At 71.9% G+C, this 26,030-nt stretch carries 26 protein-coding genes, 1 tRNA gene and 1 riboswitch; of the genes, 13 read left to right on the top strand and 14 right to left on the bottom strand.

The genetic code is table 11. The features are described 5' to 3' along the window. Positions 1–45 precede the first annotated feature (45 nt). The 4 genes from ACIGHB_RS16800 to ACIGHB_RS16785 form a co-directional block, all read right to left on the bottom strand. Positions 46–1,572, bottom strand: coding sequence for a glycoside hydrolase family 3 N-terminal domain-containing protein (locus tag ACIGHB_RS16800; protein WP_360318516.1), 1,527 nt, complete (start codon positions 1,570–1,572; stop codon positions 46–48). A 9-nt stretch (positions 1,573–1,581) separates the two neighbouring features. After that, positions 1,582–2,418: a carbohydrate ABC transporter permease gene (locus ACIGHB_RS16795; RefSeq protein ID WP_360318568.1), complete on the bottom strand. Its 837-nt coding sequence runs from the start codon at positions 2,416–2,418 to the stop codon at positions 1,582–1,584. Between the two features lie 47 nt (positions 2,419–2,465). Then, positions 2,466–3,488, bottom strand: coding sequence for a sugar ABC transporter permease (locus ACIGHB_RS16790; RefSeq protein WP_360318518.1), 1,023 nt, complete (start codon positions 3,486–3,488; stop codon positions 2,466–2,468). A gap of 127 nt (positions 3,489–3,615) precedes the next feature. Then, the gene (locus tag ACIGHB_RS16785) at positions 3,616–4,905 is read right to left on the bottom strand and encodes an extracellular solute-binding protein (protein ID WP_360318520.1); all 1,290 of its coding nucleotides are present in this window, start codon (positions 4,903–4,905) and stop codon (positions 3,616–3,618) included. Between the two features lie 282 nt (positions 4,906–5,187). On the opposite strand from ACIGHB_RS16785, the gene ACIGHB_RS16780 reads away from it, so the two are divergent. The 6 genes from ACIGHB_RS16780 (at position 5,188) to ACIGHB_RS16755 (ending at position 12,290) form a co-directional block, all read left to right on the top strand. Then, positions 5,188–5,952 carry a GntR family transcriptional regulator gene (locus ACIGHB_RS16780; protein ID WP_031013165.1) on the top strand — a complete coding sequence of 255 codons (765 nt, stop codon included), beginning with the start codon at positions 5,188–5,190 and terminating at the stop codon, positions 5,950–5,952. A 190-nt stretch (positions 5,953–6,142) separates the two neighbouring features. Then, positions 6,143–6,397, top strand: a complete 255-nt coding sequence (locus tag ACIGHB_RS16775) for a DUF3311 domain-containing protein (protein WP_360318522.1) — start codon at positions 6,143–6,145, stop codon at positions 6,395–6,397. Next, positions 6,394–8,019, top strand: a complete 1,626-nt coding sequence (gene mctP / locus ACIGHB_RS16770; RefSeq protein ID WP_360318524.1) for a monocarboxylate uptake permease MctP — start codon at positions 6,394–6,396, stop codon at positions 8,017–8,019. The genes ACIGHB_RS16775 and mctP overlap by 4 nt, the downstream gene beginning before the upstream one ends. Before the next feature lie 79 nt (positions 8,020–8,098). Then, positions 8,099–8,599, top strand: coding sequence for a GNAT family N-acetyltransferase (locus ACIGHB_RS16765; protein ID WP_399913757.1), 501 nt, complete (start codon positions 8,099–8,101; stop codon positions 8,597–8,599). A 41-nt stretch (positions 8,600–8,640) separates the two neighbouring features. Continuing rightward, a riboswitch (cobalamin riboswitch) is annotated at positions 8,641–8,779 on the top strand. A 122-nt stretch (positions 8,780–8,901) separates the two neighbouring features. Then, positions 8,902–11,277 carry a ribonucleoside-diphosphate reductase subunit alpha gene (locus ACIGHB_RS16760; protein ID WP_360318528.1) on the top strand — a complete coding sequence of 792 codons (2,376 nt, stop codon included), beginning with the start codon at positions 8,902–8,904 and terminating at the stop codon, positions 11,275–11,277. Further along, positions 11,277–12,290: a ribonucleotide-diphosphate reductase subunit beta gene (locus tag ACIGHB_RS16755; RefSeq protein WP_360318530.1), complete on the top strand. Its 1,014-nt coding sequence runs from the start codon at positions 11,277–11,279 to the stop codon at positions 12,288–12,290. The genes ACIGHB_RS16760 and ACIGHB_RS16755 overlap by 1 nt, the downstream gene beginning before the upstream one ends. Positions 12,291–12,371: 81 nt before the next feature. Here ACIGHB_RS16755 and def read toward each other — a convergent pair whose 3' ends face one another. The 8 genes from def to ACIGHB_RS16715 form a co-directional block, all read right to left on the bottom strand. Beyond that, positions 12,372–13,022: a peptide deformylase gene (gene def, locus ACIGHB_RS16750; protein ID WP_399913752.1), complete on the bottom strand. Its 651-nt coding sequence runs from the start codon at positions 13,020–13,022 to the stop codon at positions 12,372–12,374. 66 nt (positions 13,023–13,088) lie between these two features. Continuing rightward, entirely contained in the window at positions 13,089–14,069 is a 981-nt protein-coding gene (locus ACIGHB_RS16745; protein ID WP_360318535.1) for a hypothetical protein, read from the bottom strand. A gap of 80 nt (positions 14,070–14,149) precedes the next feature. Continuing rightward, positions 14,150–15,406, bottom strand: coding sequence for an HD-GYP domain-containing protein (locus tag ACIGHB_RS16740; protein WP_399913749.1), 1,257 nt, complete (start codon positions 15,404–15,406; stop codon positions 14,150–14,152). Next, positions 15,403–16,779, bottom strand: coding sequence for an HD-GYP domain-containing protein (locus ACIGHB_RS16735; protein WP_399914331.1), 1,377 nt, complete (start codon positions 16,777–16,779; stop codon positions 15,403–15,405). The genes ACIGHB_RS16740 and ACIGHB_RS16735 overlap by 4 nt, the downstream gene beginning before the upstream one ends. Positions 16,780–16,901: 122 nt before the next feature. Further along, complete coding sequence (gene rsrA, locus ACIGHB_RS16730) at positions 16,902–17,243, bottom strand: mycothiol system anti-sigma-R factor (protein ID WP_388871779.1); 342 nt, start codon at positions 17,241–17,243, stop codon at positions 16,902–16,904. Beyond that, the gene (locus ACIGHB_RS16725) at positions 17,240–17,896 is read right to left on the bottom strand and encodes a sigma-70 family RNA polymerase sigma factor (RefSeq protein ID WP_360318573.1); all 657 of its coding nucleotides are present in this window, start codon (positions 17,894–17,896) and stop codon (positions 17,240–17,242) included. The genes rsrA and ACIGHB_RS16725 overlap by 4 nt, the downstream gene beginning before the upstream one ends. Positions 17,897–18,146: 250 nt before the next feature. Then, positions 18,147–18,782: an alpha/beta family hydrolase gene (locus ACIGHB_RS16720; RefSeq protein ID WP_399913745.1), complete on the bottom strand. Its 636-nt coding sequence runs from the start codon at positions 18,780–18,782 to the stop codon at positions 18,147–18,149. 90 nt (positions 18,783–18,872) lie between these two features. Then, the gene (locus ACIGHB_RS16715) at positions 18,873–19,688 is read right to left on the bottom strand and encodes an SOS response-associated peptidase (RefSeq protein ID WP_399913743.1); all 816 of its coding nucleotides are present in this window, start codon (positions 19,686–19,688) and stop codon (positions 18,873–18,875) included. Between the two features lie 49 nt (positions 19,689–19,737). On the opposite strand from ACIGHB_RS16715, the gene ACIGHB_RS16710 reads away from it, so the two are divergent. The 4 genes from ACIGHB_RS16710 to ACIGHB_RS16695 all read left to right on the top strand — a co-directional run bounded on the left by ACIGHB_RS16710 (position 19,738) and on the right by ACIGHB_RS16695 (position 23,255). Further along, positions 19,738–20,421: a M50 family metallopeptidase gene (locus ACIGHB_RS16710; RefSeq protein ID WP_360318545.1), complete on the top strand. Its 684-nt coding sequence runs from the start codon at positions 19,738–19,740 to the stop codon at positions 20,419–20,421. A 20-nt stretch (positions 20,422–20,441) separates the two neighbouring features. Next, positions 20,442–21,815, top strand: a complete 1,374-nt coding sequence (aroA, locus tag ACIGHB_RS16705) for a 3-phosphoshikimate 1-carboxyvinyltransferase (RefSeq protein ID WP_399913739.1) — start codon at positions 20,442–20,444, stop codon at positions 21,813–21,815. A 3-nt stretch (positions 21,816–21,818) separates the two neighbouring features. After that, the gene (gene rsgA / locus ACIGHB_RS16700) at positions 21,819–22,829 is read left to right on the top strand and encodes a ribosome small subunit-dependent GTPase A (protein WP_399913737.1); all 1,011 of its coding nucleotides are present in this window, start codon (positions 21,819–21,821) and stop codon (positions 22,827–22,829) included. Positions 22,830–22,931: 102 nt separating this feature from the next. Next, a complete protein-coding gene (locus ACIGHB_RS16695; RefSeq protein ID WP_150209631.1) occupies positions 22,932–23,255 on the top strand; it encodes a multidrug efflux SMR transporter in 324 nt (107 codons plus the stop codon). Here ACIGHB_RS16695 and ACIGHB_RS16690 read toward each other — a convergent pair. Next, positions 23,147–23,782, bottom strand: coding sequence for a helix-turn-helix domain-containing protein (locus ACIGHB_RS16690; RefSeq protein ID WP_360318552.1), 636 nt, complete (start codon positions 23,780–23,782; stop codon positions 23,147–23,149). The genes ACIGHB_RS16695 and ACIGHB_RS16690 overlap by 109 nt on opposite strands. Positions 23,783–23,930: 148 nt before the next feature. Between ACIGHB_RS16690 and hisN the strand changes: the two genes are divergently transcribed. The 3 genes from hisN to ACIGHB_RS16675 all read left to right on the top strand — a co-directional run bounded on the left by hisN (position 23,931) and on the right by ACIGHB_RS16675 (position 25,785). Then, complete coding sequence (hisN, locus tag ACIGHB_RS16685; RefSeq protein ID WP_360318555.1) at positions 23,931–24,725, top strand: histidinol-phosphatase; 795 nt, start codon at positions 23,931–23,933, stop codon at positions 24,723–24,725. A 178-nt stretch (positions 24,726–24,903) separates the two neighbouring features. After that, positions 24,904–25,290, top strand: a complete 387-nt coding sequence (locus ACIGHB_RS16680; RefSeq protein WP_360318558.1) for a CBS domain-containing protein — start codon at positions 24,904–24,906, stop codon at positions 25,288–25,290. A 78-nt stretch (positions 25,291–25,368) separates the two neighbouring features. Beyond that, positions 25,369–25,785 carry a Fur family transcriptional regulator gene (locus ACIGHB_RS16675; RefSeq protein WP_360318560.1) on the top strand — a complete coding sequence of 139 codons (417 nt, stop codon included), beginning with the start codon at positions 25,369–25,371 and terminating at the stop codon, positions 25,783–25,785. A gap of 123 nt (positions 25,786–25,908) precedes the next feature. Here ACIGHB_RS16675 and ACIGHB_RS16670 read toward each other — a convergent pair. Further along, positions 25,909–25,982, bottom strand: a tRNA-Met gene (locus ACIGHB_RS16670). Between the last annotated feature and the right edge of the window lie 48 nt (positions 25,983–26,030).

The raw sequence follows: 26,030 nt of genomic DNA, 5'->3' as shown, positions 1-26,030 counted from the left end.
CCTGGGAACAGGTGCCGGGCCCCTCTCGCGTACTCCTCCGGGCCGTCAGGCGCCGGTGCCGGCCACGGCCTCGGCCGCGGCCCGGCCGCAGACCCGGGCGGCGCCGTGGGTCGCGATGTGCAGGGCCCCGCGCGGCTCCGCCTCGTTGAGCCCCATCTCGACGACCACGGTGTCCGGGCGGACGGCCACGAGGCCGTCCAGGGCGGCGGTCATCCACGGGTGCCGGTGGAGGTCGCGGACGACCGCGACGATCCGCCGCTCCCCCGCCGCCGCGAGCACGGACTCCACCGTCGCCTCGGCGCCGAAGGAGCCGGACGCGGTGCCCGGCAGCAGCCGGTCGAGCTCGGCGGCGACGCCCCACGGGGTCTCGTCACCGACCGCGAAGTTGGCGACCGGGGTGAACGAGGCGACGAAGGGAGCGCTCGACACCGGGGTGTGGAACTCGGTGCCCTTGGTGATCCGCAGCGCCCGCCGGGCCGCCACGAGTCCGATGTCGGCACCGGGCGCGGTCCCCTCCTGCACTGCCGCGCCCGGCACCGATCCAGCCCCCCTCGCCCGGTGCGCCTGGGTCCAGGCCGCCAGGGCGCGCACGCGCGCCGCGGCGTCGGCCAGCCGCTCCTCGGGCAGTTCACCGGTCCGTACCGCCTCGACCAGCGCGTCGCGCAGCCGCAGGACGGTGTCCTCGTCGCACAGCCCGCCGCCGACGCAGATGGCGTCGGCGCCCGCGGCGATCGCGAGGACGGATCCGCGCTCGATGCCGTACGTGGCCGCGACGGCCTGCATCTCCATGCCGTCGGTGACGATCAGGCCGTCGAAGCCCAGCTCCTGACGGAGCAGACCGGTGAGGATCTGCGGGCTCAGGGTGGCCGGACGGTCGGTGTCGAGCGCGGGAAGCAGGATATGCGCGCTCATGACGGCTTTGGTACCCGCGGCGATGGCCGCGCGGAAAGGTACCAGCTCACGGGCGTGCAGTGTGGCGAGGTCCACATCGATCCGGGGCAGCGCGTCGTGCGAGTCGACGTTGGTGTCGCCGTGTCCGGGGAAGTGCTTGGTGCAGGCCGCCACCCCGACGGCCTGGAGGCCGTCGACGTACGCCACGGTGTGCCGGGCGACCAGGTCCGGGTCCGGCCCGAAGGAGCGGACGCCGATGACGGGGTTCTCGGCGTTGGAGTTCACGTCGGCCGAGGGGGCCCAGTTGAGGTCGATGCCGCAGTCGATGAGCCGGCGCCCGAGCTCGCGGGCGACGGCCCGGGTCAGCTCGACGTCGTCGACCCGGCCCAGGGCGTAGTTGCCCGGGAAGGACGAGCCCTCGTTGACCTCCAGGCGGGTGACGTCCCCGCCCTCCTCGTCGATGGCGACGAGGACGTCGTCCCGCTCGGCGCGGAGCTGGGCGGTGAGGCGGGCGAGCTGCTCGGGGCTGACGACGTTCCGGCCGAAGAGGCCGACGGACGACAGGCCCTCGCCGATCCGGCGGAGCAGCCAGTCGGGGGCGGTGGTGCCGACGAAGCCGGGCTGGAGCACCGTGAGCGCGTCACGGGTCAGCGTGTCCGGGCGGTGTACGAGTGTGGTCATGGGGCGCCGTTATCCCTTCACCGCGCCGGCGGTCATGCCGCCGACGGCCTTGCGCTGGAGGAAGAGGAACACGATGAGCACGGGCAGGGCGAAGAGCGTCGAGGCGGCCATGGTGGCGCCCCAGTCGTCGCCCTGCGCGGTCTGGAACTGCGTCAGCCAGAGCGGCAGGGTCTGGCTGAGCTTGTCCTTGTTGAGCACGAGGACCATCGCGAACTCGTTCCAGGCCGTGATGAAGCCGAAGAGCGAGGTGGACATCAGGCCCGGGGCGAGCAGGGGGAAGATGACCTTGCGGAACGCCTGGCCGCGGGTGCAGCCGTCGATCTGGGCGGCCTCCTCCAGCTCGACCGGGACGGCGGCGATGAAGCCGCGCAGGGTCCAGATGGTGAAGGGCAGGACCATCACGAAGTAGATCGCGGTGAGCATCGGGATGCTGTTCAGCATCGAGCTGTCGCGGGCGATCATGTACATCGCGATGACCATGACCTCCCAGGGGGCCATCTGCGCCATCATGACGATGAGGACGATGCCCTTGCGGCCCTTGAACTTCATGCGGGCGATCGCGAAGCTCGCGGCCAGGGCCACGAACAGGGCCAGGAGGACGGCACCGACCGTGACGATCAGGCTGTTGGTGACGTACGTCCAGAACTGGTCGACCCCGGTGGCCGTCGCGTAGTTCTCGCCGGTCGGAGCGAAGAGGAAGACCGGGTCCTTGGTCAGGATCTCGCTCTGCGGCTTGAGCGATGAGGAGATCATCCAGTAGACGGGGAAGACGAAGGCCAGGGCGAGGAGCAGCGCGGTGGCGTTCTTCGCCACGACGCCGACGGTCAGCGGCTTGCGGGTGCGCAGCTTCTGCGGAGCCGGCGCCGCGGCCTTGGGGGTCTGTGCGGTGGTGCTCACTGCTCGTCCTCCTGCTTCAGGATCAGGCGGAAGTAGAAGGACATGGCCACGAGGAGCATCACGATGGTGAGGATCGAGATGGCCGCCGCGACGCCGTAGTGCTGCTGGCTCATGCCTTCGATGTACGCGAAGACGGGAAGGGTCTCGGAGGCGCGGTCGGGGCCGCCCTGGTTCATGGCGTAGACCTGGGTGAACGCCTTGAAGACCCAGATGATCTCCAGGAACGTGGTGATCATGAAGAACGGCTTGAGGTTCGGGAAGACCACGGACCAGAAGGTCCGCCAGCCGCTCGCGCCGTCCATGCGGGCCGCCTCGTAGAGCTCGGTGCCCACGGTGGTGAGGCCGGCGTACATGTTGAGGGCGACGAAGGGGACCGAGCCCCAGACGACCAGGACCGTGATGATCACGAAGGTGGAGTAGCCGGTCTCGAACCAGTTGTGCTGGTCGTAGCCGGTGAAGCCGAGCGTGCGCATCAGCCAGTTGGCGATGCCGAACTGCTCGTCGAAGAGCCACCGGAAGACGGTGACGGAGGCGACGATCGGCATGGCCCAGGCGAACATCAGGGCCAGCGAGAGCACCAGCCGCATCTTCTTGCCGAGCCGGTTGAGGAGCAGGCCGATCCCGGTGCCGACCGCCATGATCAGGGCGACGTTGGCGGCGGTGAAGGCGACCGAGCGGAGGACGACGGTCCAGAAGTCGGGGTCGCTCAGCAGCTCCGTGTAGTTGTCGAATCCGATCCAGGGGGTCTCCCGGCGGATCAGTTCACGCCGGTTGACCGACTGGAGGGAGAGGATCAGGTTGCGGATGAGCGGGTAGAGCAGCAGCACCGCCATGGACAGCAGGGCGGGCGCGACGAGCAGATACGGCAGTAGCCCACCAGGCAGCGGACGTCTGCCGCGCGAGGGCTGAAGGGCTTCCTTCGCGCCGGAAGGGGGTGGCGGAGTCTGCGACTTCCCTGCCGCCCTCCCGGGCGCGTCCTGGGAACCGGCGGTCGCCGTCCCCTGGGAGTCCACGGTCATGGTCTTCTTCCTCGCGGTTCTGGGGCTCCCGCGCCCACCGGGGCGCGGCCCGGGGGAGCGGGCCGCAAATCACTGCAACGCCCAGGTGGCGTGGCCGGGGGAAGCCGGCCACGCCACCGGGGTGGGATTACTTCTCGTTGATGCGCTCGGCGATGACCTTGTCGGCCTCTTCGCCGGCCTTCTGCGGGTCCTCGCCCTTCAGGACCTTGGTCATGTAGCCCTTGATCGGGTTGGGCTCGGTCTCGACGTTGGCCCAGCCACCCGTGATCGGGGTGATGCGACCGACCTCGGCGACCTTCACCATGGCCTCGGCGAAGGAGCCGGCCTCAGGGGTGACCTGCGCGGAGGTGTCGACGGGGATGATGCCGCCCTTGTTGGCGGTGCCGTACGACTCCAGCTGCTTCTTGTTGGTGACGAAGGCCAGCCACTCCTTCGCGAGCTCCTGGTTCTGGGAGCGCTCGGCGACGGCGAGGTTCGAGCCGCCGAAGAAGACGGAGCCCGGCTTGTCGGCCGTCTTGCCCGGGATCGGGAAGTAGCCGAAGTCGGCCTTCTTGCCGGCCTTCTCGATGGCGGCGATCGCGCCGCCGGCCTCCCAGCCGAGACCGATCCAGGAGGAGACGCCGCCCTTGGGGACGATGTCCACGGACTGCTGCGGGGTGGCCTCGTCCTTGTCCTTCGGAGCGGTCGAGAAGGACTGCAGCTCCTTGTAGAAGTTCATGGCGGCGGCGGCCTGCGGGGTGGCCAGGCCACCCTTCCACTTGTCGCCGTCCTTGACCGCGAGCTCGCCGCCCTCGTCCCACAGGAAGCCGGCGAGGACGTACCAGCTCTGGCCGGGCAGGTAGATCGGCTGGCTCTTGGGGTCGGCCGTCTTGAGCTTCTTCAGGCCGTCGACCCACTCGTCACGGGTCTTCGGCGGGGTGACGCCGGCCTTCTTGAAGGCGGCCTTGTCGTAGATCACGACGCGGCTGGCGGCCCACCACGGAGCGGCGTAGAGCTTGCCGTCCAGCTCGGCCGAGGGCAGCATGCCCTTGCTCCAGTTGTTGTAGCCGAGCTTCTCCTTGTCGCCGGAGAGGTCGGCGAGACCGCCGGAGACGGCGTAACCCGTGGTCTGGGTGTTGCCGAGCTCCAGGACGTCCGGCGGGGTGTCCTCGGAGAGGGCCGTGGTGACCTTGGTCTGGATGTCGGTCCACTGCTGGACCTCGACCTTGACCTTGACGCCGGGGTGGGCGGCCTCGAACTCCTTGTTGACGCCGTCGATCCACTCCTTGGGAGCGGAACCGTCCATGACCCAGACGGTGAGCGACTTGTTGCCGCCCTCGGCCTTGTCCTTGTTCTTGTCACCGCTGTCGGAACCACACGCAGCGATAGAGACCATCATGCCCGCGACGCCGATCGCCGCGATGAGCTTGCGCTTCACGCCACCCTCCTCAGGGATGCCTGCAACCCCTGCCCACCGCGCGAAGACATACGTCAGGTAGTGCTCGTGGGGCTGGGACCTGGTCTTTAATGGTTTAGACCAGTACCCGGAGCTTGGCCTAGACCTTTAGGGGTGTCAAGGGTGTATAAGAAGGGCAGTCGCGTCCGTTATCGGACCGACACCTGAGGGAGGCCGACGACCCGTGACCGGTCCGTGCCACCATGTGAGCCGCGACAGACGGAGGAGCCGGTGACGGCAGCAGCACAGTCGGGAAGGCAGGCCATGGCCACGGAGGCGGGCAGCACGGAGACAGAGGGCGGAGCGGCCACCCGCACCGCGCGCGTGCCCAAGTACTACCGGCTGAAAAGGCACCTCCTCGACATGACGGAGACCCTTCCGCCGGGCACCCCCGTGCCGCCGGAGCGGACCCTCGCGGCCGAGTTCGACACCTCGCGCACCACCGTGCGCCAGGCCCTCCAGGAGCTGGTCGTCGAGGGCCGGCTGGAGCGCATCCAGGGCAAGGGCACCTTCGTGGCGAAGCCGAAGGTCTCCCAGTCCCTGCAACTCACCTCGTACACCGAGGACATGCGCGCCCAGGGCCTCGAACCCACCTCGCAGCTCCTCGACATCGGGTACGTGACCGCCGACGACACCCTCGCCGGGCTGCTCGACATCACGGCCGGCGGCCGGGTGCTCCGCATCGAGCGCCTCCGGCTGGCCAACGGCGAACCGATGGCGATCGAGACCACGCACCTTTCGGCCAAGCGCTTCCCCGCGCTGCGCCGTTCGCTGGTCAAGTACACCTCGCTCTACACCGCCCTCGCCGAGGTCTACGACGTCCACCTCGCCGAGGCCGAGGAGACCATCGAGACCTCGCTCGCCACCCCCCGCGAGGCCGGACTGCTCGGCACCGACGTCGGACTGCCGATGCTGATGCTCTCCCGCCACTCCCTGGACGCCCAGGGCGAACCGGTCGAATGGGTGCGCTCCGTCTACCGCGGCGACCGCTACAAGTTCGTCGCCCGCCTCCAGCGGCCCAACGGCTGAAAATCGATCTGAACCCGTACCCCGGCGCATCCGTGTGATGTGTCGGGGTAGTTCTGTTCCAGGGCCGGTGCGCCCATCGCCGAGACCCGCCCGATACACGTCCGTTATTCGGACGAGGGTTCCCATGGACTGGACGGTCCCCTACATTTCCTCGGCATCAGCCGGTGATCAGCGAGGGGACCACTTCACCATGTCAGAAGCCACAACCGGGAACCAACCGGTCATCACACCGATCAGGGTCGTCATAGCGCTGTGCCTGACGGCCCCGTTCGTGGCGATGCTCTGGGTGAGCTCGTACGCGAAGGTCGAACCGCTCTTCGCCGGCATCCCGTTCTTCTACTGGTACCAGATGCTCTGGGTGCTGGTGTCGACCGCGCTCACGATGATCGCGTACAAGCTGTGGCAGCGTGACCAGCGCGCCCGCAAGGGAGGTGACGCGCGATGAAGGACGGCGTCAACGGCGTGGCACTCGCCGTCTTCATCTTCTTCTTCCTGGCCGTCACGGTCATGGGCTTCCTCGCCTCCAAGTGGCGCAGGGCGGAGAACGAGAACAGCCTCGACGAATGGGGCCTGGGCGGCCGGTCGTTCGGCACCTGGGTCACCTGGTTCCTGCTCGGCGGCGACCTCTACACCGCGTACACCTTCGTCGCCGTCCCGGCGGCCATCTACGCGGCGGGCGCGGCCGGCTTCTTCGCCGTGCCGTACACGATCCTGGTCTACCCGCTGATCTTCACCTTCCTGCCCCGGCTCTGGTCCGTCTCGCACAAGCACGGATACGTGACCACCTCGGACTTCGTCCGCGGCCGCTTCGGCTCCAAGGGCCTGTCCCTGGCCGTCGCCGTCACCGGCATCCTCGCCACCATGCCGTACATCGCGCTCCAGCTCGTCGGCATCCAGGCCGTCCTCGACGTGATGGGCGTCGGCGGCGGCGAGGACACCCACTGGTTCATCAAGGACCTGCCGATCCTCATCGCCTTCGGCGTGCTCGCGGCGTACACGTACTCCTCGGGCCTGCGCGCCCCGGCGCTCATCGCCTTCGTCAAGGACACCCTGATCTACATCGTCATCGCGGTGGCGATCATCTACATCCCGATCAAGCTCGGCGGCTTCGACGAGATCTTCGCCAAGGCCGGCGAGGCGTACGCGACGATCAACCCGGCGACCGAGAAGCCGCGCGGCTCGCTGGTGCCCGGCGAGGCGAGCCAGTGGACGTACGCGACGCTCGCGCTCGGCTCGGCGCTCGCCCTCTTCATGTACCCGCACTCGATCACGGCGACCCTCTCCTCCAAGAGCCGTGAGGTCATCCGCCGCAACACCACGATCCTCCCGCTGTACTCGCTGATGCTGGGCCTGCTCGCGCTGCTCGGCTTCATGGCGATCGCCGCCGGGGTGAAGGTGTCCAACGGACAGCTCGCCATCCCGCAGCTCTTCGAGGACATGTTCCCCGACTGGTTCGCGGGCGTCGCCTTCGCCGCGATCGGCATCGGCGCGCTCGTCCCCGCCGCGATCATGTCGATCGCCGCGGCCAACCTCTTCACCCGCAACATCTACAAGGACTTCATCAAGAAGGACGCCACCCCGGCACAGGAGACCAAGGTCTCCAAGCTGGTCTCGCTCCTGGTCAAGGTCGGCGCGCTCGCCTTCGTCCTCACCATGGACAAGACCGTCGCGATCAACTTCCAGCTGCTCGGCGGCATCTGGATCCTCCAGACCTTCCCGGCCCTGGTCGGCGGCCTCTTCACCCGCTGGTTCCACCGCTGGGCCCTGATCGCCGGCTGGGCGGTCGGCATGATCTACGGCACCGCCGCCGCGTACGGCGTCGCCAGCCCGACCCAGAAGCACTTCGGCGGTTCCTCGGCGGAGATCCCGGGCATCGGCGAGATCGGCTACATCGGCCTCACCGCCTTCGTCCTCAACCTCGTCGTCACCGTGGTCCTCACCTTCGTCCTGCGGGCCGCCAAGGCGCCCGAGGGCGTCGACGAGACCTCCCCGTCGGACTACACGGCCGACGCCGGCGACGCCGGGGTCAGCACGGAGCTCCCGAAGGTCGGCGCCTCCACCCACTGAGCCGCCCACACGCACACCGAGAGGGGCCCGGGGAGAAACCCGGGCCCCTCTCGCGTGGCCGCGCGGCAGACTGAGGCCCATGGACTTCACGATCAGGGCGGTACGGCCCGAGGAGTACGAGGAACTCGGTGACCTCACCGGACTCACCTATCTGAACGACGGGCTGCTGCTGTACGGCGAGGACGACTTCTACCTGAACGTGCTCCGCGACACGGCCCGGCGGGCGCGCGAGAGCGAGGTACTGGTCGCCGCCGACGCCGAGGACGGGATCATCGGCGGGGTGACCTTCGCCCCCGGCGGCACCGCCTGGGCGGACATCGCCGTCCCCGGAGAGGCCGAGTTCCGGATGCTCGTCGTCGCGCCGGCGGCCCGCGGCAGAGGCGTCGGGGAGGCGCTCGTCCGCGCCTGCCTGGACCGGGCACGGGCCCTGCCCGGCTGCGCCAGGCTCGTCCTCTCCACCGACGCCAAGATGGTCTCCGCCCACCGGATATACGAGCGGATGGGCTTCGTCCGCACGCCGGAACGGGACTGGCAGCCCATCCCCGAACACTCTCTGCGAACCTACGCCCTGGAGCTGTAGTCCACGGACCGACACAACATGTGGGGGGTTCCGAGATCGGCGCCCCCCACATGTATGCTCGTCCTCGCTGTCGTCGCAGGGGAATCCGGTGCGAATCCGGAACTGTCCCGCAACGGTGTACTTCGTGTGCCCTTGTCCACGGAGCGAGTCCGAACACCTGCCGGCAGTGCACCTGGTACGACCGTTCCGGGTGCCGATGACGTCCGGGCCTCGCGGAATGGGCCGGTGGACACGGGCGCGTACGGGTGCCCGTCCGCCCCTCCCCCGCCGTGGCCCCGGGCCGAGCGAGGGAGAGCCCCCACGTGACCATCGCGCCTGCGGGTCCGTCAGCCACCGAGGCCGCCGCGATCGAGAGTGACGGCCCCGGGACCGTGCTGCTGCGGACCCTGACCGACCTCACCGCCGACCTCACCGACACCGACCCCGGCCGGGTCGCCGCCGCCGCGCTGCGCGGCCGGCACGCCGGTTCGGACGAGGCGGAGCTGCGCGAACTGGCCACCGAGGCCGCCGCCGGACTCATCTCCGAGGACCCCGCCTACTCCCGGCTCGCCGCCCGGCTGCTCACCCTCACCATCGCCGAGGAGGCGGCCACGCAGGGCGCCGTCTGCTTCTCCGCCTCCGTCGCCACCGGTCACCGCGAGGGCCTGATCGCCGACCGCACCGCCGCCTTCGTCGCGCTGCACGCGGACCGCATGGACGCGCTGATCGACCTCGCCGGCGACGACCGCTTCGGCTACTTCGGCCTGCGGACGCTCTACTCCCGCTACCTGCTGCGCCACCCGATCACCCGCAAGGTGATCGAGACCCCGCAGCACTTCATGCTCCGGGTCGCGGCCGGCCTCGCCGAGGACGACTCGCTCCGCGCGCTGGACGAGGTGGCGGCGCTGTACCGGCTGATGAGCCGGCTCGACTACCTGCCCTCCTCCCCCACGCTCTTCAACTCCGGCACCCGCCACCCCCAGATGTCCTCCTGCTACCTCCTGGACTCCCCGCAGGACGAGCTGGACTCGATCTACGACCGCTACCACCAGGTCGCGCGCCTGTCGAAGCACGCCGGCGGCATCGGCCTGTCCTACTCCCGGATCCGCTCGCGCGGCTCCCTGATCCGGGGCACCAACGGGCACTCCAACGGCATCGTGCCGTTCCTGAAGACGCTCGACGCCTCCGTGGCGGCGGTCAACCAGGGCGGCCGCCGCAAGGGCGCCGCCGCGGTCTACCTGGAGACCTGGCACGCGGACATCGAGGAGTTCCTGGAGCTCCGCGACAACACCGGCGAGGACGCCCGCCGCACCCACAACCTGAACCTCGCCCACTGGATCCCGGACGAGTTCATGCGCCGGGTGAACGCGGACGCCGAGTGGTCGCTCTTCTCCCCCGCCGACGTGCCCGAGCTCGTCGACCTGTGGGGCGAGGAGTTCGACGCCGCCTACCGCGCCGCCGAGGCGAAGGGCCTGGCCCGCCGGACCATGCCGGCCCGCGACCTGTACGGCCGGATGATGCGGACCCTGGCCCAGACCGGCAACGGCTGGATGACCTTCAAGGACGCCTCGAACCGTACGGCCAACCAGACCGCCGAGCCCGGCACGGTCGTCCACTCCTCCAACCTCTGCACCGAGATCATCGAGGTCACGAACGACGGCGAGACGGCCGTCTGCAACCTCGGCTCGGTCAACCTCGGCGCCTTCGTGTCCGGCGGCACCATCGACTGGGAGCGGCTCGACGAGACCGTCCGCACCGCGGTCACCTTCCTCGACCGGGTCGTCGACATCAACTTCTACCCGACCGAGCAGGCCGGGAACTCCAACGCCCGCTGGCGCCCGGTCGGCCTGGGCGCGATGGGCCTCCAGGACGTCTTCTTCAAGCTGCGGCTGCCCTTCGACTCCCCCGAGGCCCGCGCCCTGTCCACCCGGATCGCCGAGCGGATCATGCTCGCCGCGTACGAGGCGTCCGCCGACCTCGCCGAGCGCAACGGCCCCCTGCCGGCCTGGGAGAAGACCCGTACCGCCCAGGGCGTGCTCCACCCCGACCACTACGGCGTCGAGCTCACCTGGCCCGAGCGCTGGGCCGCGCTGCGCGAGCGGATCGCGACGACCGGCATGCGCAACAGCCTGCTGCTCGCCATCGCCCCGACGGCGACGATCGCCTCCATCGCCGGCGTCTACGAGTGCATCGAGCCGCAGGTCTCCAACCTGTTCAAGCGCGAGACGCTCTCCGGCGAGTTCCTCCAGGTCAACTCGTACCTCGTCGACGAGCTGAAGGCGCTCGGCGTGTGGGACGCGCAGACCCGCGAGGCGCTGCGCGAGGCCAACGGCTCGGTCGCCGGCTTCACCTGGATCCCGGCCGAAGTCCGCGACCTGTACCGCACGGCCTGGGAGATCCCGCAGCGCGGCCTCATCGACATGGCGGCGGACCGGACCCCGTTCCTGGACCAGTCGCAGTCGCTGAACCTCTTCATGGAGACGCCGACCATCGGCAAGCTGTCGTCGATGTACGCGTACGCCTGGAAGCGGGGCCTGAAGACGACGTACTACCTGCGCTCCCGCCCGGCGACCCGGATCGCCCGCGCCGCCCAGGCGTCCGCGACCGCCGCCGCCCCCATCCCCGTCCAGCAGGTCGCCGACCCCGACGCGGTCGCCTGCTCCCTTGAGAACCCCGAGTCCTGCGAGGCCTGCCAGTAATGACCACCGAGAACAAGAACCTCCTGGACCCGGGCTTCGAGCTGACCCTCCGCCCGATGCGCTACCCCGACTTCTACGAGCGCTACCGGGACGCCATCAAGAACACCTGGACCGTCGAGGAGGTCGACCTCCACTCGGACGTCGCCGACCTCGCCAAGCTCACCCCGGGCGAGCAGCACATGATCGGCCGCCTCGTCGCGTTCTTCGCGACGGGCGACTCGATCGTGGCGAACAACCTGGTCCTGACGCTGTACAAGCACATCAACTCCCCCGAGGCGCGGCTCTACCTCTCGCGCCAGCTCTTCGAGGAGGCCGTGCACGTCCAGTTCTACCTGACCCTCCTGGACACCTACCTGCCCGACCCGGACGACCGCGCGGCGGCCTTCGACGCCGTCGAGAACATCCCCTCCATCCGCGAGAAGGCGCAGTTCTGCTTCAAGTGGATGGACTCGGTCGAGAAGATCGACCAGCTGGAGACGGCCGCCGACCGCCGCCGCTTCCTGCTCAACCTGATCTGCTTCGCCGCCTGCATCGAGGGCCTGTTCTTCTACGGCGCCTTCGCGTACGTCTACTGGTTCCGCTCCCGCGGCCTGCTGCACGGCCTGGCGACCGGCACCAACTGGGTGTTCCGCGACGAGACCATGCACATGAACTTCGCCTTCGAGGTCGTGGACACGGTCCGCAAGGAGGAGCCGGAGCTCTTCGACGACGCCCTCCAGCAGCAGGTCACCGACATGCTGAGGGAGGCCGTCGAGGCCGAGCTCCAGTTCGGCCGCGACCTCTGCGGCGACGGCCTGCCCGGCATGAACACCGAGTCCATGCGCGAGTACCTCCAGTGCGTCGCCGACCAGCGCCTGGTCCGCCTCGGCTTCCCGCCGGTGTACGGCTCCGAGAACCCCTTCGCCTTCATGGAGCTCCAGGGCGTCCAGGAGCTCACCAACTTCTTCGAGCGCCGCCCCTCCGCCTACCAGGTGGCGGTCGAGGGCTCGGTCGACCTCGACGAGGACTTCTAGTCCGCCGGGACGGTCCTTCCGGATACGCGAGAGGGCCCCGCACTCCACGAGTGCGGGGCCCTCTCGCGTAGCTGCCGCCGGTCAGTCGTTGGCGACGACCGGGTAGCGGGGGGTGCCCTCTTCCATCTGGCGCAGGGCGTCCTTGCGGTCGCGCTTGGACAGCTTGTCGATGTAGAGGAAGCCGTAGAGGTGGTCCGTCTCGTGCTGGAGGGCGCGGGCGAAGTAGCCCGTGCCGCGGACCTTGATGGGGTTGCCGAGGAGGTCCTGGCCGTGGACCTCGGCGAAGTCGGGGCGGGCCAGGGCGGCGTAGGCGGTGGGGACCGAGAGGCAGCCCTCGTTGGAGTCGTCGAGGTGGCGGCGGTCGGCCGGGAGCTCCTGGAGCACCGGGTTGATCACGTGGCCGGTGTGGCGGACGCCCTCGTCGTCGGGGCAGTCGTAGACGAAGACCTTGAGGCCGACGCCGATCTGGTTGGCGGCGAGGCCGACGCCCTCCGCCGTCTTCTGGCTGGCGAACATGTCGTCGACCAGGGCGGCCAGTTCGGGGCCGAACTCGGTGACGTCCTCGCACTCGTGGTGCAGCACCGGGTTGCCGACGACCGTGATGGGCCGGGAGGTGCCCCGCTCGCGGTGGGCGAGCTCGCGCTCCTCACACCTGTCCGTGTCCACGATGTAGCCGTCGTCGTCCAGGGCGTAGCCCGTGAAGATCTGCTCGCCCGTCTCCTGCTGCGCCATGTGCCGCCGCGCCTTCCTGAAAACCCGAATCCGTCGGGGACAGCCTACGGGGCCGGGGCGGAAGGCTCAGCAGACCTCTTCGAGATCGCGCCACTCCCGGCTGTCGGGGCTGTCGGCCACCCAGCCGTCGAGGAGGCCGCGGACCAGGTCGGCGGGGGCGGCGATGCCGCACTCGCGCTCGGGGACCCACAGCTCGCCGGGCGAGCGGTGGCCGAGCGGGCCGGGGTGGCCGGGCTCGCTGTGGTCGTGCGGGTCGACGTGGTCGCCCTCGCCCTCGGCGCTGGGCATGGTGGACTCCGAGCAGGCCCGGCAGAGGAGCCGTACCGACGAGGACCAGTCCTCGGCGGCGAAGCCCGCCTCGGCGGCCAGCGCCTCCAAGGCGTCCCGGTCGTCCTCGGTGGCGGCCTCCAGGAGGACGACCCAGGTGGGGACGGGGGACGGGGCCCACAGCTCGATCTCGTCGAAGACCGGGTAGGAGGGGCCCGCGCTGGTGGTCCGCTCGCCGTTCGGGACGCCGTCGTGGAGGACGACCTCGCCCCAGCGGCGTCCGGAGGACGGCAGCGGGATGGAGAGGACCTCGATCCGGGCCGGGTCGAGCCGGCGGCCCCACACCACCTCGGCCTCGCCCTCGGGCGAGAGCCGGACGGCGGCGCTGCCCAGCTGCATCCCGGCGGGCTCGCCGGTGGCGGAGGAGGCGCCGGGGACCTTCAGTCCGTACGCCTGCCAGGCGCGGCGGGCCAGCGGCCAGTCCTGGAGGGCGGTGGCGGCGATGCCGACGTTCCACCAGTCGGGGGCGCCGGTCTCCTTGTCGAGCAGGGCCACGGCCCGCAGTCCGGCGGCGCGGGCCTGCTCCCAGTCGTGCCGGAACTTGTGGAGCAGCGCCAGGTTGAACCAGGACTCGGAGAGCCAGGGCTCCAGATCGGCCGCCCGGGTGAGCAGCGCGCCCGCGTCCTCGTACCGTCCGTCGCCGATCAGCGTGAACGCGCGGTCGGTGGCCTGCCGCCACGAGGCGGAGGGCCGATGCCGTACCTTCCCGAAGATCCTCACGATTCCCGCCTGCCCGGTCGCTTCACCCTCTTGTTCGCATCCAACCATGCCGGGTCGGACGCGCGCTCATTACCCATGGGTTACCCCGTGGGGACCGAGGTCACCCCAGGGGTCGTGCCGCGGGCCAGGACCCTGGCGAGGCAGGCGACGACCTCGGGGTGGTAGTCGCGGGCGGTGCCGAGGCGCAGCAGCTCCAGGGCCTCCAGGGCGGCGGCCGCGCCCTGGCCGGCGAGGTCGTCGTAGGCGTTCACGGCGCGGACGATCCGGGCGGGCAGGGGCTGCTCGCGGTACGGGTCGGCCTGCCGCTCGACGACCTGGGCGACGGCGGCGGGGACGCCGGTCATCCGGACCACCTCGCCGCCGAGGAGGGCGATCCGGCGCTGGTCCTCGGCGGGGAGGAGCGCGGTGGCGCCGCCGGGGACGGGGTCCACGAGGGAGAGCTGTCCGATGTCGTGCATGAGGGCGGCGTACTCCAGGACGGTCAGCTCGGCGCCGCCGAGGCCGAGCTCGCGGCCGACGGCGGTGGAGAGGGCGGCGACGCGGCGGGCGTGGCCGGGCGGGGTGCAGCCGGCGATCTCGGTCGCCCGGGCGAGGGACGCGATGGTCTGCCGGTTGACGGTGCGGACGGCCGCGTACCGCCGGAAGGAGATCTGGGTGAGGAGCAGCGGCACGGCGAGCGGGGGCAGGGCCCAGAGTCCGGCGGCGGCGACGCCGAGGGCCATGACGACGCCGGTGGCGCAGACGGCGGAGCCGATGCCGGGGAGGGCGCGCAGTTCGTCGCGGAGGAGGGGGCCGTACGGGTACGCGGTGCGGGCGCGGAGCAGCAGGGCGGCGAGGACGGCGTCGCAGAGGCCGGTGAGGCCGAGGACGAGCAGGAGGAAGAGGACGTGGGCGGCGCCGAGGCCGAGCCGGTCGGTGACGGCGCCCGCGTTGTAGAGCGGCTGGAAGCAGAGGGCGGCGAAGCCGACGGTGAGGACGCGGCGGGCGAGGTGGTCGGGGTCGGGGCCCCGGCCGCGGGCGATGTGGGGGACGATCCCGGCGAGCCCGCCGGCGCAGGCGACGGCGACGACCTGGAGGACGCCGTGGGTGGTGGTGGCGCCGGCGTCGTCGCCGAGGAGGGCGTAGGCGAGTGCGGCGGCCGCGGCGAGCGGGGCGGGTTCGCGCTCTTCCGGGCGGGCGCCCCGGCGGGCCAGCTCGCCGAGGGCGACGAGGGCGCCGAAGGCGAGGGCGTTGCGGGGTTCGGCGATCCCGTGCCAGAGGGTGTGGGCGAGGCCGGCCAGGCCGAGGAGGAGGGCGGCGGCGTGGACGGTGCCGACGGTGGCCGCGCCCGGTCTCATGCGGGCTCCTGGGTCTTGGCGGCGAGGGGTCCTGGGGTGCGGGGTGCGGGGACCTGTGTGCCGGGTTCGTCGGCGGTGACGGCCGGCTGCCAGCCGTCCGTGTCCAGGGCGCGGACGAGGGCGGCGACCATCCGGGGGTCGAAGTGGCTGCCGGCGCAGCGCTCCAGTTCGGCGAGGGCGGTGGCGACGGGCCGGGCGCGGCTGTAGGAGCGGGTGGAGGTCATGGCGTCGAAGGCGTCGGCGACGGCGACGACGCGGGCGCATTCGGGGATCTCCTCGCCGCGCAGCCCGTAGGGGTAGCCGCTGCCGTCGATCCGTTCGTGGTGGTGGAGGACGGCGTCGCGGGCGTCGCCGAGGAAGCCGATGCCGCGGATGATCTCGTGGCCGTACTCGGGGTGGAGTTCGATGATCCGGCGTTCCTCGGCGGTGAGCGGTCCGTCCTTGCGCAGGACGCGGGTGGGGACGCCGAGCTTGCCGACGTCGTGGAGGATGCCGGCGAAGCGGACGGTGTCGAGCCGGTCGCCGTCCATGCCGAGTTCACGGGCGATCAGGACGGAGGCGTGGCCGACGCGTTCGCTGTGGCCCCGGGTGTAGCTGTCCTTGATGTCGACGGCCTGGACGAGGGCGCGGATGGTGGCCTGGTGGGCGGCGCGCTCGTGGTGGTACTGGGCGAAGACCCAGCAGGAGAGGTACATGGGCAGCAGGACGAGGAGGGCGGCGGCGGGGCCGTGGGGGCTTTGCCAGAGGACGCCCATCATGAGTCCGGCGAGGCCGTGGACGAGGTGGGGGGCGAGGGCCCGGCCGAGGAGTCCGCGCCAGGCGGTGCGGAGCGGGAGGCCGTCGGCGGTGGCGCGGATGCCGCCGTCGAGGGCGGTGAGGGTGAGGCAGAAGACGAGGGCGGCCGCGAGGGCCGGGAGCAGCGCGTAGGGCATGTCGGGGCGGCCGAGGGCGGTGCCGGTGCCGAGGGCGGTCCGGGCGCCGAGGGCGCCGGCGGTGTGGGCGGCGGCCCAGGTGGCGAGGGCGGCGGTGGCGGCGCGCCAGGCGCGGCGCCAGCCGGCGGGGGGTTCGTCGGCGCGGGTGAGGAGGCCGCCGGGGAGGGCGGTGAGCGCGGCGGCGGCCGGGGGCAGCAGGAGGGCGGCGGTGAGGAGGACGGGGAAGAAGGAGCCGCTGCCCATGGGGACGGAGCCGCCGCGGGCGCGGCCGAGGAGGCGGCAGCGGGCGGGCAGCTCGCAGAGCGCGTACAGGGCGGCGAGGAGTCCGGCCGTCGCCCAGGGGGTGGGCGACGGGGGGAGGAGCGCGGGCAGGGCGCACGCTCCGGCGCCGAGGGCGGCGCAGACGATGTACGCGCGGGCCGTTCGCGGGAGGGGCTTCACGACCGTCACGCGGTCACGCTAGCGAGGACGGCGGCCGCGGAAGGCGGGCCGCCGTCGATTCCTACCATCGGGTGATACAAACTGATGGATGCGCGGGTGACCCCCCGCACATCCGTGCGAGGTCACTCCTGGGCGGCGGCGGGGGTCTGCGCGGCGGAGGACTCCGCCGGGGACTCCGGGGCGACGATGTCCTGTTCGGGTACGAGGTGTCCGCCGCGGATCAGGTCGATCCGGCCCATCACCTTGGCCCGCAGGTCGGTGGGGACCTCGTCACTGCCGCAGCAGCGCTTGACGAGCTTCTTCACCGCCTGCTCCAGGCCGTACTTCTCCAGGCAGGGGGAGCATTCCTCGAAGTGCACCTCGAACTTGGTGCACTCGCCGTCGGGCATCTCCCGGTCGAGGAACTCGTAGAGATGATCCAGGACTTCCGAGCAATCCGTCTCGTGCGGGTCTCCGCAGCTCATGAGTCCGCGCCTTTCAGATCCTTGGACGACTCTCCGGCGCCGGCGGGGACGAGGCCACGCTCGCGGGCGTAGTCCTCGAGCATGCCGCGGAGCTGGCGGCGGCCCCGGTGCAGGCGGGACATCACCGTACCGATGGGGGTCCCCATGATGTCGGCGATCTCCTTGTACGCAAAGCCCTCGACATCGGCGAGGTAGACCGCGATGCGGAACTCCTCGGGGATCGCCTGGAGCGCTTCCTTCACGTCCGAGTCGGGCAGGTGGTCGAGCGCCTGCGACTCGGCGGAGCGCAGACCGGTGGACATGTGCGACTCGGCGCGGGCGAGCTGCCAGTCCTCGATCTCCTCGGCGGCGCTGCGCTGCGGCTCACGCTGCTTCTTGCGGTACGAGTTGATGAAGGTGTTGGTGAGGATGCGGTACAGCCACGCCTTGAGGTTGGTGCCCTCGCGGAACTGGTGGAAGGAGCCGTACGCCTTCGCGTAGGTCTCCTGCACCAGGTCCTCGGCGTCCGCGGGGTTGCGCGTCATCCGCAGCGCGGCCGAGTACATCTGGTCGAGGAAGCCGAGGGCGTCCCGCTCGAAGCGCGCGTTGCGCTCCTCGGTCGTCTCCTCGCGGCCGTCGTCGGTCCCTGTGTCGGTCCCAGTGACCGGACCCACCTCCTCCAGCGTGGTGACGGGGCCGGTGCCGGACCCGCTCGTCTCGGAGGATAGACGAGGAACGGCTCCGCCCGCCGCCCGAAGGGGCGCGGCCTTGGGGGCGGGCAGCACGGTCCAGTCGAGCTCCGCGGACCTGACCCGCTCCGGGCAGATGGTCGAACCCATGCGACGGACTCCCTCTCTCGTTCTCACACCGACGCTCTCCACAACACGGGCCGCGACCGCCGCATTCCCGGGCCTCCGGCCGTGTTCAGCCCAGCGCCGCGAGCCAGTCGGCGACGCCCTCGACGATCCGTCCGACGGCCTCGTCCTGTTCGATCGGCGCCCGCTTGGGGACGGCGAAGCCGTGGTCGCCGTACGGGACCTCGACGAGCTCGTACCCGCCGCCGGGCGGGAACTCGGCCGGCTTCCCGAAGGGGTCGTTGCCGCCCTGGACGACGAGGGTGGGCAGTTCGGTGGAGAGGAGTTCCCCGGCGCGGGAGCGCTCCGGCTTCCCCGGCGGGTGGAGCGGGAAGCTCAGCGCGAGGACGGCGACGGCGCCGAGCTCCGCGCCGGTCCTGCAGGCCACCCGGGCGCCGGCGCTGCGACCGCCCGCGACGACCGGGAGACCGGGGGCGGCGAGGGCCGGCCAGAGGCCGCGCCAGCCGGTGTCGAGGGTCTTCGGCGCGGGCGCGACCTTCTTCCCCGCGACCCGCCAGGGCTGCTCGACCAGGGCGACGGTGACGCCCCGGGCCGGCAGGGCGGCGGCGAGGGCGGCCAGGTCGCGGGCCTCGATGCCGCCGCCGGCGCCGTGGCCGAGGGCCAGGACGCGGCGGGCCTTCGGGCCGGTGTGCCAGGTGATGCGCGCCTCACCGGCGTCGGTGGAAACGGTCTCGATCTTCGTCACGTCCCCATCCTGCCGCCCCGGCCCGCGCCGGGCGGTCACGGACCCGGCCGCGCCGGGCGGGGTTCGAACCCGCCCTCCGCAGGAAGCGCTTCAGAACAGCGTGCCGACCTCCGGCCCCGCCAGTTCCGCGAGGAGTTCGGGGCCGTTGTTGCGGACGTTGCTGACCGCGGTGGAGACCGGGTAGGCCCGCATCAGGCCCCCCGGCGGCGGGGCGAGCAGGGCGCGCAGCTCGTCGAGGCCGGTGGTGGTCGGGTCGAGCCAGTCGTCCCAGCGGTCCTCGGTGAGCATCAGCGGCATCCGGGGGTGGATCTCGGCGAGCGAGCCGGGCCCCTCGGCGGGCGCGACGCCGAGCGGCCCGGTCTCCGCCTCGGTGGTGATCACGGAGCAGGTGGCCCACCAGGCGCCCGGGTGCTCGGGCGGCAGCGTGGGGTCGCGCCAGAACTCGTAGAGGCCGGCCATGGCGAAGACCGAGCCGTCCGCCGGGGTGACGAAGTACGGCTGCTTCCGGGGCCGCTTCTTCTTGCCCTCGACCTCCAGGTCGCGCTCGGCGGCGCCGGTCACCCACTCGTAATAACCGTCGGCGGGCAGGATGCAGCGGCGGGCCTGGAACGCGCGCTTGAAGGAGGGCTTCTCGTGCACGGTCTCGGCACGGGCGTTGATCATCCGGGCGGCGCCCTCCGGCGACTTCGACCAGGACGGGACCAGTCCCCACTTCAGTGCGCGCAGCTGGCGAACCGGCCGGCGCGTCTCCGCGTCTTTCAGAGGGCGTTCGAGGACCGCGTAGACCTCCTTGGTGGGGGCCACGTTCCAGTCCTGGTCCAGGGTCTCCTCCGGCTCCCACTTCTCGATCCCGAAGAGGCCCACGAGGTCCTCGGGCCGCCGGCTCGCCGCATAACGTCCGCACATACGTGCCACACTGCCACGATCCCCGAGCCCGAGAGGAGCGGACCGAAGGATGGACCTCTTCAGCCCGCAGGCCCCGCCGGCCGAGTGGCTGGTGATCGCCACCGGCGTCGCCGCGCTCGCCGTCACCGTGCCCCGCCGTCTCTGGCTCCTCGCGCGGAACGCGATCACCATCACCCACGAGGGCGGCCACGCCCTGGTGGCGCTCGCCGTCGGCCGCCGTCTCCAGGCGATCCGGCTGCACTCGGACACCAGCGGCCTCACCGTCACCCGGGGCCGCCCGACCGGTCTCGGCGTCGTCCTCATGCTCGCCGCCGGGTACGCGGCGGCCCCGCTGCTGGGCCTCGGCGGGGCGGCGCTGCTCGGCGCCGGCCACGTCACCGTGCTGCTGTGGCTGGCGACCGCGCTGCTCCTCGCCATGCTGGTGATGGTCCGCAACGCGTACGGGATCCTCTCCGTCGTCCTCACCGGCACGCTCTTCGTCCTGGTGTCCTGGCTCGCCCCCGCCGAGGTGCGGGCCGGCTTCGCCTACGCGGTGGTGTGGTTCCTGCTCCTCGGCGGGGTGCGACCGCCCTTCGAGCTCCAGTCGAAGCGCCGGCACGGGGGCGCTCCCGACTCGGACGCGGACCAGCTCTCCCGGCTCACCCACGTGCCCGCCGGGGTGTGGCTGGCCTTCTTCCACACCGTGTCCCTCTCCTGCCTGATCGGCGGCGGCACCTGGCTTCTGGGGTACTGACACCCCCGTACAGTGAGGGCATGACCGCAGCTTCCCCCGCGCACCCCGATCCGTCGCACCCCGCCCCCGCCGGCCAGGAGCTCTGGCCCGCCCCGTACGCGAGCGGCCCCGTCGACGCGACCGTGACCGTGCCGGGCTCGAAGTCGGTCACCAACCGCGCCCTCGTCCTGGCCGCGCTCGCCGCCGAGCCGGGCTGGGTCCGCCGCCCGCTCCGCTCCCGCGACACCCTCCTGATGGCCGAGGGCCTGCGCACCCTGGGAGTGAAGATCGACGAGACGGTGTCGTCCAGCTCCTCCGCCGCGGGGGGCGCCGACGCGACCGGCGAGGCGTGGCGGATCATCCCCGCCCCGCTGCGCGGCCCCGCCGCCGTCGACGTGGGCAACGCCGGCACCGTCATGCGCTTCCTCCCGCCCGTCGCCGCGCTCGCCGAAGGACCGGTCCGCTTCGACGGCGACCCCCGCTCCCACGAGCGCCCGCTGCACGGCGTGATCGACGCGCTGCGCGCGCTCGGCGCCCGGATCGACGACGAGGGCCGCGGCGCCCTCCCGATGACCGTGCACGGCGCCGGCGGTCTGGACGGCGGGGTCGTCGAGATCGACGCCTCCTCGTCCTCCCAGTTCGTCAGCGCGCTGCTGCTCTCCGGTCCCCGCTTCAACCAGGGCGTGGAGGTCCGGCACGTCGGCGGCCGGCTGCCGTCGATGCCGCACATCCGGATGACCGTGGACATGCTGCGCGCGGTGGGCGCGAAGGTCGACGAGCCGGAGCACGGCGGCGAGCCGGACGTGTGGCGGGTCACCCCGTCGGCGCTGCGCGGCCGGGACCTGGTCATCGAGCCGGACCTGTCGAACGCGCAGCCGTTCCTGGCGGCGGCGCTGGTCACCGGCGGCCGGGTGACCGTGCCGGACTGGCCGGCCCGCACCACCCAGCCCGGCGACGAGCTCCGCCGGATCTTCACCGAGATGGGTGGAGTCTGCGAGCTGACCGACGCCGGCCTCACCTTCACCGGCACCGGCCGGATCCACGGCATCGACGTGGACCTGGGCGAGGTCGGCGAGCTCACCCCCGGCATCGCGGCGGTCGCCGCCCTCGCCGACTCGCCCTCCACCCTGCGCGGGGTGGCGCACCTGCGGCTCCACGAGACCGACCGGCTCGCGGCGCTCACCCGGGAGATCAACGGCCTCGGCGGTGACGTCACGGAGACCGAGGACGGGCTGCGCGTCAACCCGCGCCCGCTGCGCGGCGGCGTCTTCCACACGTACCACGACCACCGGATGGCGACCGCGGGCGCGATCATCGGCCTCGCCGTGCCGGGCGTGGAGATCGAGGACGTGGCGACGACGGCCAAGACCTTGCCGGACTTCCCGGGGATGTGGACCGAAATGCTCGGAGTCTGAACCATGCGGCGCTACGGCAAGCACACCGACGAGGACGACATCCGCCAGCGGCCCAACCGCAAGGGCACCCGGCCCCGGACCAGCATCCGCCCGAAGCACGAGGACGCCGTCGAGGGCCTGGTCCTCACCGTGGACCGCGGCCGGCTGACCTGCCTGGTCGAGGACCGCACGGTGATGGCGATGAAGGCCCGCGAGCTGGGCCGCAAGGCGGCCGTGGTCGGCGACCGGGTCTCCCTGGTGGGCGACCTCTCCGGCGAGAAGGACACGCTGGCCCGGATCGTACGGATCGGTGAGCGGACCTCGCTGCTGCGCCGCACGGCCGACGACGACGACCCGTACGAGCGGGTGGTGGTCGCCAACGCCGACCAGCTCGCGATCGTCACCGCGCTCGCCGACCCCGAGCCCCGCCCCCGGCTGATCGACCGCTGCCTGGTGGCCGCGTACGACGGCGGCCTGGAGCCCTTCCTGGTGCTGACCAAGTCGGACCTGGCGCCCCCGGAGAAGCTCCTGGAGCTCTACGGCGACCTGGACATCCCGTACGTGGTCGTGAACCGGGAGGAGCTGTACGACGGCGAGGCGGCGCACCGGGTGCGGGAGTACCTGGACGGCCGGGTGACGGCCTTCGTCGGGCACTCCGGCGTCGGCAAGACGACGCTGGTCAACGCGCTGGTGCCGGAGGAGAAGCGGCGGGTCACCGGTCATGTGAACGCGGTGACCGGGCGCGGCCGGCACACCACCACCTCGGCGCTCGCGCTGCCGCTGGACGTGGTGGACGGCTGGGTCATCGACACGCCGGGCGTGCGCTCCTTCGGCCTGCACCACGTCGATCCGTCCCGGGTCATCCACGCCTTCCCCGACCTGGGGCCGGGGACCGAGAACTGCCCGCGCGCGTGCAGCCACGACGAGCCGGAGTGCGCCCTGGACGCCTGGGTGGCGGACGGGCACGCCGACCCGGCCCGGCTGGTGTCGCTGCGGCGGCTGCTCGCCACCCGGGAGCGCCGCGAGGGCGACTGAGCCGTCCCGCCGGGTCGCCCCCGGTGTTTACGCCTCCCCCCAGACCGGTATGGACATAACCGCACAAGTGCGAGTAATCCGACCGGGTGGGAGGCAGGAACGATGGCGTGGCTGCTGGTGGTGGTCGCCGGGATCCTGGAGACGGGATTCGCGGTCTGCCTGAAGCTCTCGCACGGATTCACCCGGCTGTGGCCGACGATCGCGTTCGCCTGCTTCGCCCTGGGCAGCTTCGGGCTGCTCACGCTCGCCCTGAAGAAGCTCGACGTGGGTCCGGCGTACGCGGTGTGGACGGGGATCGGGGCGGCCGGGACCGCCATCTACGGCATGGTGTTCCTCGGCGACCTGGTCTCCACGCTCAAGATCGTCTCGATCACGCTGGTCATCGTGGGGGTCATCGGCCTCCAGCTGTCCGGCTCGGCGCACTGACCCTCCGGCGGCAGCGCCGGGGCCACCACGTGGCTGACGGCGAGCCGCAGGGCCAGCTCGCAGCCGGCCGCCCACCGCTCCCCCGCGCACCGCGCGGTCGTCGCGAGGAGCTCCCCCGGCGCCGGCGGTCCGGCGTCGGCCCGCCGCTGCGCGGGTACGGGGGCCGGGCGGGCGCCCGGCCTGGCCGGGCGGGGCCGGGGCAGGCCCTCGGTCCAGGCGCCGGTGAGCAGCGCGCGCAGTATCGGCCGGTCGCCGGCGCGGACGACGGTCCACTCGGCGACGGCGGCGAGGGTACGGGCGGGCGGTTCGGGCGCGGAAAGTATCCGGCGCGCCCCGTCGAGGTAGGCGTCGGCCTCGCGGCGGACGAGGGCCCGCGCCAGCCCTTCCTTGCTGCCGAACTCGTTGTAGAGGGTCTGCCGGGAGACCCGGGCGGAGGCGGCGAGGTCGGCCATCCGCACGGCGGACCAGGCGTGGCGCGCCAGGGCGGTGTGGGCGGCGTCGAGGAGGGCCTCGCGGGCGGTCGGCATGGGCGGCTCCGGGCCGTGCGTCGGTCCCCCAGCGTGGGCAGGCGCGCGGGCGCTGTCAAGGGCGCGCCGGGTGCCGCGCGGCCGGGCGTCGGGCGCCGTCCATGGACGGTTCACCGGGGGGCCGCCGGGCGGCGCTAGAGTGCCGGGCATGGCCGATTACCACGATGACCTGCGTCTTGCCCATGCCCTCGCGGATGCCGCCGACGCGGCCACCATGGCCCGCTTCCAGGCGCTGGACCTCAAGGTCGAGACGAAGCCGGACATGACCCCGGTGAGCGAGGCGGACCGGGCCGCCGAGGCGTTGATCCGCGCGGGGCTCCAGAAGGAGCGGCCCGAGGACGCGATCCTGGGCGAGGAGTACGGCGTCGAGGGCACCGGCCCGCGCCGCTGGGTGATCGACCCGATCGACGGCACCAAGAACTACGTGCGCGGGGTGCCGGTGTGGGCGACCCTGATCGCGCTGATGGAGGAGGGCGAGACCGGGTTCCAGCCGGTGGTCGGCGTGGTGTCGGCGCCCGCGCTGGGCCGCCGCTGGTGGGCGGCGAAGGGCCTGGGCGCCTTCACCGGGACCGGTCCGGAGGCGGGGACCCGGATCGGCGTCTCCCAGGTGGCCTCGCTGGCCGACGCGTCGTTCGCGTACTCCTCGCTGAGCGGCTGGGAGGAGCGGGGGCGGCTCGACGCGTTCCTGGACCTCACGCGCGCGTGCTGGCGGACCCGGGCGTACGGCGACTTCTGGCCGTACATGATGGTCGCCGAGGGCACGGTGGACCTGTGCGCGGAGCCGGAGCTCTCGCTGTGGGACATGGCGGCGGTGGCGATCGTGGTGCAGGAGGCCGGCGGCTCGTACACCGGCCTGGACGGCGTCCCCGGCCCGCACAGCGGCAACGCGGCGGCCTCGAACGGCCTGCTCCACGAGGCGCTGCTGGGGCACCTGGGGCACTAGGCCGGGCCCTTTCGACGTACGGGCGGCGGCGGGCGCGTGGGCGCGCCCCCGGCCGCTCCTGGAAGCGCCTCGCGCGCCCCCTTGTCGGGTCCCGGTCCCGGTGCGACTCTGAGAGCCCCCACTTGTGCATTTGTGAACCGCCTCACGCGGGCGGTTCGCCGAGGAGGTGGCTCCTTCCATGCTCGTCCGTGACGCCATGAGCACGGTGGTCCTCACCATCGGACCCGCCCACACCCTCCGGCAGGCCGCCCGGCTGATGTCCGCCCGCCGGGTCGGCGCGGCCGTCGTCCTGGACGGCGACACCGGCACCGGCATCCTCACCGAGCGCGACATCCTGAACTCCCTGGGCCGCGGCGAGGACCCGGACCGCGAGACGGCCGGCTCCCACACCACCCACGAAGTCGTGTTCGCCGCGCCCGGCTGGACGCTGGAGGAGGCGGCCGAGGCGATGACCAGGGGCGGCTTCCGCCATCTGGTCGTTCTGGACCATCTCGGGCCGGTCGGCATGGTGTCGGTCCGCGACATCATCCGCTGCTGGCTCCCCGCCCACAGCGTGGCCGACTGACCGGGCCCCTGCGCCACCCGGGTCCACGGACCGGAAGCCCTCTCCGCCCCGTTTCGACCCGCTGTTACCCTGGCCCTCATGAGCGACCTGTTGGAACGGCTGCGCGGACGCGGCTGGCGGATGACCGCGCAGCGCCGTGTCGTCGCCGAGGTCCTCGACGGCGACCACGTGCACCTCACCGCCGACGAGGTGCACGCCCGCGCCGTCGAGCGCCTGCCCGAGATCTCCCGTGCGACCGTCTACAACACGCTGGGCGAGATGGTCACGCTCGGTGAGGTCATGGAGGTCGCCACCGACGGCCGCGCCAAGCGGTACGACCCCAACGCCCACCGGCCGCACCAGCACCTGGTCTGCGCCGGCTGCGGCGCGATCCGGGACGTCCACCCGGCGGGCGACCCGCTGCGGGACCTGCCGGACGCCGAGCGCTTCGGCTTCACGATCTCGAACGTCGAGGTCACCTACCGGGGTCTCTGCCCGAACTGCGCGGCGGCCTGAGACGAGATCGCGAGAAGGGCGCCCCCGCGGGGGCGCCCTTCTTTTCATGTCCCCTTGTATGTCTCCGGAGAACGCCGAAGGCCCGGATCGTATGGATACGATCCGGGCCTTCGGGCTACTGAGTAGCGGGGACAGGATTTGAACCTGCGACCTCTGGGTTATGAGCCCAGCGAGCTACCGAGCTGCTCCACCCCGCGTCGGTGAACACCACCTTACGGGAGTGCCGTGACAGGAGCAAATCGCTT

Source organism: Streptomyces sp. NPDC085460 (assembly GCF_044541975.1).
GTDB lineage: Bacteria > Actinomycetota > Actinomycetes > Streptomycetales > Streptomycetaceae > Streptomyces.
Note: the sequence above shows the minus strand (reverse complement) of the source record. Positions and strands in the feature narration are given on the sequence as shown.

Excerpts from the sequence above, each read along its gene's own strand:
- ACIGHB_RS16800 (WP_360318516.1), bottom strand. The coding sequence starts at position 1,572 with ATGACCACACTCGTACACCGCCCGGACACGCTGACCCGTGACGCGCTC.
- ACIGHB_RS16790 (WP_360318518.1), bottom strand. The coding sequence starts at position 3,488 with ATGACCGTGGACTCCCAGGGGACGGCGACCGCCGGTTCCCAGGACGCG.
- ACIGHB_RS16780 (WP_031013165.1), top strand. The coding sequence starts at position 5,188 with ATGGCCACGGAGGCGGGCAGCACGGAGACAGAGGGCGGAGCGGCCACC.
- ACIGHB_RS16775 (WP_360318522.1), top strand. The coding sequence starts at position 6,143 with ATGTCAGAAGCCACAACCGGGAACCAACCGGTCATCACACCGATCAGG.
- mctP (WP_360318524.1), top strand. The coding sequence starts at position 6,394 with ATGAAGGACGGCGTCAACGGCGTGGCACTCGCCGTCTTCATCTTCTTC.
- ACIGHB_RS16765 (WP_399913757.1), top strand. The coding sequence starts at position 8,099 with ATGGACTTCACGATCAGGGCGGTACGGCCCGAGGAGTACGAGGAACTC.
- ACIGHB_RS16755 (WP_360318530.1), top strand. The coding sequence starts at position 11,277 with ATGACCACCGAGAACAAGAACCTCCTGGACCCGGGCTTCGAGCTGACC.
- def (WP_399913752.1), bottom strand. The coding sequence starts at position 13,022 with ATGGCGCAGCAGGAGACGGGCGAGCAGATCTTCACGGGCTACGCCCTG.
- ACIGHB_RS16740 (WP_399913749.1), bottom strand. The coding sequence starts at position 15,406 with ATGAGACCGGGCGCGGCCACCGTCGGCACCGTCCACGCCGCCGCCCTC.
- rsrA (WP_388871779.1), bottom strand. The coding sequence starts at position 17,243 with ATGAGCTGCGGAGACCCGCACGAGACGGATTGCTCGGAAGTCCTGGAT.
- ACIGHB_RS16715 (WP_399913743.1), bottom strand. The coding sequence starts at position 19,688 with ATGTGCGGACGTTATGCGGCGAGCCGGCGGCCCGAGGACCTCGTGGGC.
- ACIGHB_RS16710 (WP_360318545.1), top strand. The coding sequence starts at position 19,738 with ATGGACCTCTTCAGCCCGCAGGCCCCGCCGGCCGAGTGGCTGGTGATC.
- aroA (WP_399913739.1), top strand. The coding sequence starts at position 20,442 with ATGACCGCAGCTTCCCCCGCGCACCCCGATCCGTCGCACCCCGCCCCC.
- rsgA (WP_399913737.1), top strand. The coding sequence starts at position 21,819 with ATGCGGCGCTACGGCAAGCACACCGACGAGGACGACATCCGCCAGCGG.
- ACIGHB_RS16695 (WP_150209631.1), top strand. The coding sequence starts at position 22,932 with ATGGCGTGGCTGCTGGTGGTGGTCGCCGGGATCCTGGAGACGGGATTC.
- ACIGHB_RS16690 (WP_360318552.1), bottom strand. The coding sequence starts at position 23,782 with ATGCCGACCGCCCGCGAGGCCCTCCTCGACGCCGCCCACACCGCCCTG.
- hisN (WP_360318555.1), top strand. The coding sequence starts at position 23,931 with ATGGCCGATTACCACGATGACCTGCGTCTTGCCCATGCCCTCGCGGAT.
- ACIGHB_RS16680 (WP_360318558.1), top strand. The coding sequence starts at position 24,904 with ATGCTCGTCCGTGACGCCATGAGCACGGTGGTCCTCACCATCGGACCC.
- ACIGHB_RS16675 (WP_360318560.1), top strand. The coding sequence starts at position 25,369 with ATGAGCGACCTGTTGGAACGGCTGCGCGGACGCGGCTGGCGGATGACC.